Source organism: Flavobacterium sp. (assembly GCF_044348915.1).
Taxonomy (GTDB): domain Bacteria; phylum Bacteroidota; class Bacteroidia; order Flavobacteriales; family Flavobacteriaceae; genus Flavobacterium.
In genome coordinates this window covers 1-8220 of record NZ_JBIKRX010000108.1, presented here as the reverse complement: position 1 = coordinate 8220, position 8220 = coordinate 1, and the positions used below count along the sequence as shown (strand labels likewise).

Sequence of the window (8220 nt, the reverse complement as noted above, 5' to 3'; positions counted from 1 at the left end):
AAGTACAAAATATAAAAAGATTCACCTAATAAATCCAATGACTATGTGGCATGAATTCGAATTTTATTTCACGTCATTTTGACATGAAATAAAATCCCTATATTTGAGACTGATTAGTTACAAATATAATTATGAACATTTTAATTTTTTATGCTAATTTAAGTGCTTTTCAATAAAAAAAAAGGCACTACAAATATGGCTTTTGCAGTGCCTTTTAGGTGAATTAAAAAAATATATAATGATGTTTGACTAATCAAACATTAAAATCTAAAAACGAGCTATTATTCCAGCGTTGATTCCAAAAGGATGACTAGGTCTTAATCCTGCTGGAGTTCTGGCAACCCCTTTGTCTGAATCCAATAAATTGATCACATTTGAGGTTAAACTTACTTTATTAGTCAAATGGTATTTTGCAGCAAGGTCAATAATGATATTGTCGTCAATTTTGTAATTTGCTGGAATTTCTCCCTGACCTGCTTTTGTTCTGAACTCTCCAATAAATCTTGCATTGGCTGCAAAACTAAATTTTTTGTGTTCTAGGTCTGCCATTAAAGCCAACTGATTTTTTGGGATAAAAGGAATTTCATCGCCATTTTTTACAGTTCCCCAACTTGGGCTAACGAAATCTGATTTCAATTCGGTATTCGTGTAAGTATAACTAAGAGCTATTGGTAATCTAAAGGCAGTTGATTTATTTAAAACATCATAAGAAGCGGTAAATTCTAGTCCATTTACTGTTGCATTACCCGCATTGAACAAATCTCCAGTTCCGCTGCCTCCACCAGACATCGTGTCTGCTCCTTGCAAGTTTGAATATTCGTTGTTGTAAATTACAATTTCAGTTGCAAAGGCATTTTTGTTCATTCGAAATCCAATTTCAGAATTGATACTGTTTTCAGCATCTTCACCTGATAATGCTCCTGCTGGTGAGAATCCTTTGTGTAAACTTGCAAATAGTTTATAGTTGTCGTTGAAGTTGTACAAAAGACCCAATCCTGGAATCCATACATTTACTTTGTTTTCGGTAGTTTTTAAATTTGCACCAATTCGGTTAGGGTCTGATATTCCATAATCGTTGTTTGTTACAATGATGTTTTCATTTCTCAATCCTGGTGTAAGAGTCAATTTATCAATAGTTAAATTGTATAATATGTGCGAAGCTAAAGCTTTGGCAGATTGAATTCTATTGGCATCACTACCCCCAAGCCCATTATTAGTTTGATTCATAAATTTGTTAGTGATCGCGTAACCATCAACCCATTGGTAACGATCTTCATAATCTTCGTGATAACGAACTCCAAATTCTAAATCGTGTTTGATCTTTCCTGTGTTAAAATTATAGTTTCCAACAGTTTGAACCCCTTGTGCTTCATAATTTCTATTGTTTGCTTTGACGCGAAGTGCATTTGCTACAGTGTTGTTGTTCCCCGCAATTGCGTTATATTCGGCTGAATATTTTACAGGATCTTCGATAATATTTTTGATTGAAACGGAGCTTGTTCCCAAATTTACAGCATCAAGTTTGTACCAATTTCTGGCAAATGTATTTCTGTATGCTTTTGTCGTAAAAGTTAAATTTTGAATTGGTCTGATATAATGAGTCGCCATCATTTGGAAGTGATCTGTAATTAGATTGTCTTCATTTGATCCTAAATATCTGCGGTACGGATTTGCTTTATAATCGGTGTCCGTCAGTCCTAAGTAAGTTTCGTGTGAAGCATCTTCAGAGTACTGTAGTTTTAAAGTCAAAGATTGGTATACTTTGGCGTCGAAGTCAGTATTCAAGCGAAACTTGGCAATATAGTCGTTGGCGTCAAAACCAGTGTCTTTAGAACTATAATCAATATCCATAAAACCATCGGAATTTCTGTTGTTGTATTCTACTAAGTAGCCAAAGTTTTTGAAAGAATCTCCGATGCTAGTATAGAAGTGCTTGGTGTTGTAGCTACCATAAGTTGCGGTAACATTGCCTGAAAAGTTACTCGGTATTTGGGTTGAAACCATATTCAATGCTCCAGCTGTTGTATAGGGTCCGTATTGGATTTGGCTACCTCCTTTGATAATCTCGAAAGCTTTCATACGCGCAGCGGTTGGGAAATAATAGGCAGCGGGAGCCGAGTAGGGAGCGGGGGCAATTAAAACGCCGTCTTCCATGAGTGTTATTTTGGAACTTCTATCTGGATTTGTCCCTCTCATTCCAATACTTGGTCGTAAACCAAAACCATCCGATTCTTGGATTGTTACACCTGGTACATTGATCAAAACTCTTGAAATATCATCTTGTCTAAAGACCTTCAAATCGGCTTCTGAAAGATAAAATGTTGATCCTGCTTTGTTTTTTGCTTTGAATTTGTTGCCGACGATGGCGTCAGAATTGACTATAACTTCAGATAAGGTACTAATGGTATCTTTTTTTACTTCTTTTTCTTGGGAAAAACCCAAAATCGACATGCTAATAAATGCGAGTGTAACTACTTTTTTCATTGTTTTTTATATAATATAGAACTCCTTGTTTTTTGCATTATTTAGACTTATTAAAAATAATAATGCAAATATAAGGACCTATATTTAATTTGCAGAGCTTATTTAGACTAAATATGAATAATAATTTATTAACAAATTATTAAGGTTTGTTTATCAGTATATTAGGGCAAAAAAAATCTTGCTTTTTGGGAGCAAGAGTTAGTATTGAATGCGAAAAAGGTTGTTTTTTATTCGGTTTTCTTCATCGAATAGCGAGTTGAACTTGGTTTGTCTTGTTGAATTCCTGAAATTTCAATGAGTAAGTGTCCGTTGGCAAACGGTTTGTAAACAATCTTTCTTGGATAATCATTTTTTGGGTTATCGAAAACCAATTGTTTTTCGATTTCGACATTTTGTTTGAAAGTGATGGGTTTGTCATTGTTGTCCCCTTTTATAGTCGAAATGTACAGCAGATTTTCTCCTTTTTGTTTCAATTCGATTTTTTCAGAATGTAAGGTATCTTTTTCTTTGATGAAGTAGCTTTCGCCAATAAAGAGGCTGTCGTTTACTTTCTTCCAGGTTTCTATAAGATTACCATCGTCCGATTTGTTTTCCCATGTTCCTATAAGCCAATCGGCACCCACAATTTTGGAAACATTCTTTGATTTTTGGCAAGACGCTAGGGTTAGGAGTAGTAAGAATGTTAGAGTTACTTTTTTCATAATTGGATATTATTAGGCTTTAATTACGTTTCAAAATTAGCGAAAAGATTGCAATTATGATTATTCAGTATTTTAAATAGTGATACTTGAGTACTTTTTATTCTTACTATTTGTCACGCTGTAAGCGTCTCGATTATGTTGCTCACCTTTGTTGAGACGCTTACAGCGTGACAAATGGAGTAGAATGTAATGATAAAGCAATTGCAATAAGTCCTAGTGTAAATTCGTCTTGATGTTATAAAACACTTTCTTTCAAAATAGCATAAACCAATTCTTTGCTAGGTTTTTGATCTTTTAGTTTTGCCCGAACTACATCAAAAGGCACTTTAAAATCGCAACCTGATTTGTAATCAGTACATCCATAAGCAGTGTTTCCTTTGAGAACCATTCCTTTTTTGCATTTGGGACATTCTAATGTATCTGGTGTTGGTTTCACGACGGTTTTTTTCTCTTCTAGTTTGAGTTCGAAATTGTCGTCAAAGCGGAGCAAGCCCTCCACAGTTCCAGTTTCGGTTTTGAAGTCTTTCAAGTTCACCGTAGATCCTTTTTGGAGCAATCGCAGGTATTGATTTTCGGATATTTTTTTATCGGCAAAAGTATAAGGCAACACAAAACGACAACCTGCTTTGTAATCGCCGCAGCCGTAAGCGGATTTTCCTTTGATAAGCGTTGCTTTTTTGCATTTCGGACAGACTTCGTCCAAAATTCCTGCGGCTTTCTTTTTCTCGACGACATTTTCTTGTTTTTGAAAACTTCCTGCGTGTGAAATATTGGCACCTCTTGTTTCTCTTCGTACTTCATAGACCAACTCCTCGACCATCAGTTTCATATTTTTAATGAATGCTCCAGCGGTAAAAGTTCCTTTTTCGATATCCTTTAATTGCTTTTCCCAAGAACCCGTCAATTCTGCCGACTTGACCAATTCATTCTGAATCGTATCAATCAGTTGGATTCCTGTTGGTGTAGGCAAAACCTGTTTCTTGTTTCGAACGATGTATTGGCGTCTAAAAAGCGTTTCAATAATATTCGCCCGCGTCGATGGACGACCGATACCGTTTTCTTTCATCAATTCTCGTAAATCCTCGTCATCGACTTGTTTTCCTGCGGTTTCCATAGCACGCAACAAAGTAGCTTCTGTAAATTGATTGGGTGGTTTGGTTTCCTTTTCTAAGAACGAAGGTTGGTGTGGTCCTTTTTCGCCTACAACAAAACTCGGTAAAATATCGGCTTCTTTTTCTTTTGCATTCGGGTCTTCGAATACTACACGAAATCCTTTTTTTAGGATTTCTTTTCCGGTGGCTTTGAATACTACTTCGGCAGCTTTGCCCATAACTGTGGTATTGGCAACCAAACAATCGTCATAAAACACGGCAATAAAACGGCGGGTTATAATATCGTACACCTGCTGCTGATTGTATTGCAAATTACTTTGCACTCCCGTTGGAATAATCGCGTGGTGATCGGTTACTTTTTTATCGTTGAAAACCTTAGGTGATTTTTTTATTTTCTTTTCCAAAAGAGGTTGAGTCAACGCAGCATAACTCGTCAAGTTTTTTAGAATCCCCGGCACTTTCGGATAAATATCATTCGGCAAAAAAGTGGTGTCGACTCTAGGATAAGTGACTGCTTTTTGTTCGTACAACGTTTGGACAATCTTTAGTGTTTCATCTGCTGTAAAACCAAATTTAGTATTGCAATAGACTTGCAAACCTGTTAAATCGAAGAGTTTTGGAGCAAATTCGTTGCCGTTCTTTTTGTCAATCGAAACAATTTCGAACTCGCTTTCTTTGACTTTATTAGCCAAAAGTTCTCCATCTTCCTTATTCAAAAACCGTCCTTCCTCGTAGCTGAAAAGCGTTTCTCGATATAAAGTTTGCAATTCCCAATAGGGTTGAGGCTGGAAGTTTTCGATTTCTTTGAAGCGATCCACAACCATTGCCAAAGTGGGTGTTTGCACTCGTCCGATAGACAAAACTTGTTTGTAGCCGCCGTGTTTTACGGTGTACAAACGCGTGGCATTCATACCCAGCAACCAGTCACCAATGGCTCTGGAAAATCCGGCGTAAAATAAATTATCGTAGTTGGCAGATGATTTCAGGTTTTCGAAACCTTCTTTGATGGCTTCGGTGGTTAGGGAGGAAATCCACAAGCGTTGTACCTCGCCTTTGTAATGGGCTTCGTTCATCACCCAGCGCTGAATGAGTTCTCCTTCTTGTCCCGCATCCCCGCAGTTGATGACCAAATCGGCTTTGTCGAACAGGCTTTTTATGATTTTGAATTGCTTCTGAACACCCGAATTATCGACAACCTTGGTTTCGAATTTCTCGGGAAGCATCGGTAGGTTGTTGAGGTCCCAACTTTTCCAATGGGGTTTGTAATCGTTGGGTTCTTTCAAAGTGCACAAATGCCCAAAGGTGTAAGTGACCTGATAGCCATTGCCTTCGTAATAACCATCGTGCTTGGTATTGGCACCCAAAACGGATGCGATTTCGCGGGCGACACTTGGTTTTTCGGCAATACAGACCTTCATTTTTTGATACTAAATTTGAAGCTGCAAAGTAGCAATTTTGAAATTGGTATCGAAATGAAATCTTTAGGAGTTATGAACGGCTTGGCAAGTGGAGGTTTTTTCAGGAGCAGAATCATTGGTGTTTTCAAAAACCAGTCCTCCTGCTGTACACTGTATCTTTTGTGTCGAACCCCGCCACAAAAGGATGCCGTTCCCATCAGGGCTATGGATTACGACTCATTTTCATAATAACCAAAGAAAAAATACCGTAGATTACTTCGGATATTCTCATTGACTGATATTTTTTCGGATAATTTAATAAATGTTGTTCAGACACAACAAAAAATATAAAAAATTGTTGTTTATGTTTAACAATATTGGTGCGCTTGCTATTTTAAAACAACAGTGCAATTTATGTTTTGTCTACAAAGAATATCAATATTGGATAGCTAAACGAAACGTTTTTTAAAAACCAAACAGTATTGTCCGATAAAAACAAAGTATAGTCCCTACGGGACAAATTTGTAATCTATAACCATCTTTCTACCAATATTTAACCTCTACGAGGTATGCTCCGTTAGGAGCTAAATATCGGTAGAAAAAAATTCAAGCTACGCCAGTGCAAATGTCCCGTAGGGACTATATATGTTAGGGAAATTAGGTTTTTTTTAATTTTAATCGGACAACAATGAAAACCAAAATTAAACCCGCACGATTCCCAATAAAAAACTAAAATAAAAACAGCCCAAAACCAATTTGATTACTTTTGCAGCACAAAATTAAGTGGCAATGCCAATAAAGGAATCCCAAGATGAAAAATAAGTTAAAAATACAGATTTGGTCGGACATTATGTGCCCGTTTTGTTATATAGGAAAAAGAAGAATCGAAGAAGCTTTAAGTCAATTCGAACATAAAGAAGCTGTTGCCATCGAATGGAAAAGCTTTGAGTTGGATGCTAGTTTCATTCCATCTGCTGATGATAATTTAATTGAACACTTAGCCGAAAAATACCGAAAAGATATCGATTGGGCCCAAACTATGGTCGACAATATGACCCAAAATGCTAAAGAAGCCGGATTGGATTTTCATTTTGAGAAAGCTGTTTTGGCTAATTCCCATAACGCCCACCGATTGCTGCATTTAGCCAAAAAAAATGATCTCGCCAACGAATTGGAAGAATTGTTCTTCAAAGCGTATCTAACGGATGGCAAAGATTTGAATAGTTTGAATACTTTGAGTGAATTGGGAATTGCTGTGGGACTCCAAGCTGATGCTGTTGCCCAAGTTTTGCATTCCAATAACTACAGCGAAGACGTAAAACAAGACATTCAAGAGGCCAATGCGATAGGTGCTCAGGGCGTTCCTTTTTTTGTTTTCGACAATAAATACGCCATTTCCGGTGCACAACCCACAACGGCTTTTTTACAAACTTTGGAAAAAGTGTGGCAAGAAGGACAATTTGACTCGAAAGTAACGCTGTTGAATACCTCCACCGATACTAGTTGTGATATCAATGGGTGTGATTAAGTAAATAGGCAACCAAACGAAATGATTGACTGAGTCGAATTTACTTCATCAGTCGCTGCGTTCGAGTCATTTTGGGCTGCAGCGGTATCTTATGTCTGCTCTAGTTTGTGGGCACAGAATGCACCCGAGCTTTTGCGAACTGACGAAGTAATTCTGCGCTAGCGATTGTGGATATCCGGGTGATCTAAGATGTTTAAAACAAAATACAATTATATGGTATCCTTAACCGTATCTGTTTTATCGTGAAATATTTCATGGAATAAATTTACACTCTCTTTTTTTATATTTTCATCAATATCTGATTCGGGTAAAAAACCAAAAGTGAGATTTCCATATTGATTAATTATCCAATAATGTAGAGCAAGACTATCTTTCTCTTTAGGAAATTGTTTGCTTTTCCTAGCATCAAAATATTCCTTATACTTTGAATTGATATTGTCAAGCCCTTCATTAAATTTTTTTTGTTTTTCGTTAAAGTCTGGATTATATAATACTTCTTCGATGTTTTTCATAGTTTAAGTTGTCTAATTAATTTCTGATTGGTTAATTTCCTCCGCTCATCTACTTTCAATAACAATGTTTTTTAAGAAACACTTCGAGTTACAATCTAGCTAATGTGTAAATATAAGTTATACTGTTTTTTTCATCTTTTTGGAAACTAAAAACAATACTATCATTTGTTTCGGAATCTAAAAAATAATTTATATTGTATCTTAAATCATTAGTCGCAAAATGATAAACAATTTCGCCATTGCTATTGTCTTTGTATATAGCTTTAAAATTTATAATTACATCTTCTGGCATTCGTTTATTTGTTATTCTCATTTTTCCTCCATTTTCATCAGAAGTTATCGTTAAGAAAAACGGATTATGTAACTAATCAGTTTATAATTCAAACTCAAATTTAGCTATTATTACCAATGCTTCCAATACATTTAGGCCATTTTTTATAGTTGTATCAATGACTGAGCGTATTTTAGCAAAGTTTTGTGCTGCAT

The 8220-nt window shown here is 36.1% G+C and carries 7 protein-coding genes; 2 read left to right on the top strand and 5 right to left on the bottom strand.

Annotation, left to right across the window (positions count from 1 at the left end; translation table 11 throughout):
• Positions 1–267: 267 nt before the first annotated feature.
• From ACIQ1E_RS13005 to ACIQ1E_RS12995, 3 genes are all read right to left on the bottom strand, one after another.
• On the bottom strand, positions 268–2484 hold the full coding sequence (locus ACIQ1E_RS13005) for a TonB-dependent receptor family protein (protein ID WP_396171738.1): 2217 nt from the start codon (positions 2482–2484) through the stop codon (positions 268–270).
• A 227-nt stretch (positions 2485–2711) separates the two neighbouring features.
• Complete coding sequence (locus ACIQ1E_RS13000; RefSeq protein WP_396171737.1) at positions 2712–3185, bottom strand: DUF6265 family protein; 474 nt, start codon at positions 3183–3185, stop codon at positions 2712–2714.
• A gap of 235 nt (positions 3186–3420) precedes the next feature.
• Entirely contained in the window at positions 3421–5715 is a 2295-nt protein-coding gene (locus ACIQ1E_RS12995; protein WP_396171736.1) for a DNA topoisomerase 3, read from the bottom strand.
• A 54-nt stretch (positions 5716–5769) separates the two neighbouring features.
• On the opposite strand from ACIQ1E_RS12995, the gene ACIQ1E_RS12990 reads away from it, so the two are divergent.
• A complete protein-coding gene (locus ACIQ1E_RS12990; RefSeq protein ID WP_396171735.1) occupies positions 5770–5943 on the top strand; it encodes a hypothetical protein in 174 nt (57 codons plus the stop codon).
• 562 nt (positions 5944–6505) lie between these two features.
• A complete protein-coding gene (locus tag ACIQ1E_RS12985) occupies positions 6506–7222 on the top strand; it encodes a DsbA family protein (RefSeq protein WP_396171734.1) in 717 nt (238 codons plus the stop codon).
• 209 nt (positions 7223–7431) lie between these two features.
• On the opposite strand, the gene ACIQ1E_RS12980 is transcribed toward ACIQ1E_RS12985, so the two are convergent.
• Positions 7432–7734: a hypothetical protein gene (locus ACIQ1E_RS12980; RefSeq protein ID WP_396171733.1), complete on the bottom strand. Its 303-nt coding sequence runs from the start codon at positions 7732–7734 to the stop codon at positions 7432–7434.
• 88 nt (positions 7735–7822) lie between these two features.
• Entirely contained in the window at positions 7823–8026 is a 204-nt protein-coding gene (locus ACIQ1E_RS12975; protein WP_396171732.1) for a hypothetical protein, read from the bottom strand.
• Positions 8027–8220 lie beyond the last annotated feature (194 nt).

What these genes read in the sequence shown, in the direction of transcription:
- ACIQ1E_RS13005 (WP_396171738.1), bottom strand. Translation starts at nt 2,484, where the DNA reads ATGAAAAAAGTAGTTACACTCGCATTTATTAGCATGTCGATTTTGGGT.
- ACIQ1E_RS13000 (WP_396171737.1), bottom strand. Translation starts at nt 3,185, where the DNA reads ATGAAAAAAGTAACTCTAACATTCTTACTACTCCTAACCCTAGCGTCT.
- ACIQ1E_RS12995 (WP_396171736.1), bottom strand. Translation starts at nt 5,715, where the DNA reads ATGAAGGTCTGTATTGCCGAAAAACCAAGTGTCGCCCGCGAAATCGCA.
- ACIQ1E_RS12990 (WP_396171735.1), top strand. Translation starts at nt 5,770, where the DNA reads ATGAAATCTTTAGGAGTTATGAACGGCTTGGCAAGTGGAGGTTTTTTC.
- ACIQ1E_RS12985 (WP_396171734.1), top strand. Translation starts at nt 6,506, where the DNA reads ATGAAAAATAAGTTAAAAATACAGATTTGGTCGGACATTATGTGCCCG.
- ACIQ1E_RS12980 (WP_396171733.1), bottom strand. Translation starts at nt 7,734, where the DNA reads ATGAAAAACATCGAAGAAGTATTATATAATCCAGACTTTAACGAAAAA.
- ACIQ1E_RS12975 (WP_396171732.1), bottom strand. Translation starts at nt 8,026, where the DNA reads ATGCCAGAAGATGTAATTATAAATTTTAAAGCTATATACAAAGACAAT.